This window comes from Shewanella sp. HN-41 (assembly GCF_000217915.1).
Taxonomy (GTDB): Bacteria; Pseudomonadota; Gammaproteobacteria; order Enterobacterales; family Shewanellaceae; genus Shewanella.
On sequence record NZ_AFOZ01000010.1, the window covers coordinates 1 to 688 of the forward strand.

At 38.5% G+C, this 688-nt stretch carries 2 tRNA genes; both read left to right on the top strand.

The window, feature by feature from the left end:
- The first annotated feature begins 56 nt into the window (after positions 1 to 56).
- Positions 57 to 132: transfer RNA gene (locus tag SOHN41_RS01220), tRNA-Gly, on the top strand.
- Positions 133 to 173: 41 nt separating this feature from the next.
- Positions 174 to 249, top strand: a tRNA-Gly gene (locus SOHN41_RS01225).
- Positions 250 to 688: the final 439 nt, after the last annotated feature.

Genomic DNA, 688 nt, shown 5'->3' on the forward strand with positions numbered 1-688 from the left:
AGGTGAAAGACGATACCTTTGTGAATGTTGAAAGCGGATGTGACAGCGATAATTATGCGACATTAGCTCAGTTGGTAGAGCGATACCTTGCCAAGGTATAGGTCATCGGTTCGAACCCGATATGTCGCTCCAAATTAAACTTAATGATTTACCAAGTCATTAATACAGATTATGCGACATTAGCTCAGTTGGTAGAGCGATACCTTGCCAAGGTATAGGTCATCGGTTCGAACCCGATATGTCGCTCCAATTTCCTAAATATTCCACTATCACATTACTCAATTGACATTAGATCAGTTGTGATTTTGATATGGCGATACCTTTCTTTTTCAAGGTATAGGTCATCGGTTCGAACCCGATATGTCGCTCCAAATACAAATTTAGTGATTTATCAAATCATTAAATACAAAGTTATGCGATATTAAGTTCAGTTGTGATTGCGATACCTTCTTTTTCAAGGTATAGGTCATAGATTCGCACTGCTCCTGATTAAAATCACGTCGCTCCAATTTTCCTCTTCGATTCCCTTATGCAGTTTTCTTAACTTCCAACAAAAATATAGCCATTTTGCATTTCAGCAGATTTAGCATTCCTACTCATCCTCGATTGTTCCAGCCTATTTGTTAGTTTAATCCCGACAGCATCACCATATGAGCGTTTGTTTTCGCTGTAGTTTTAACCGTAATGA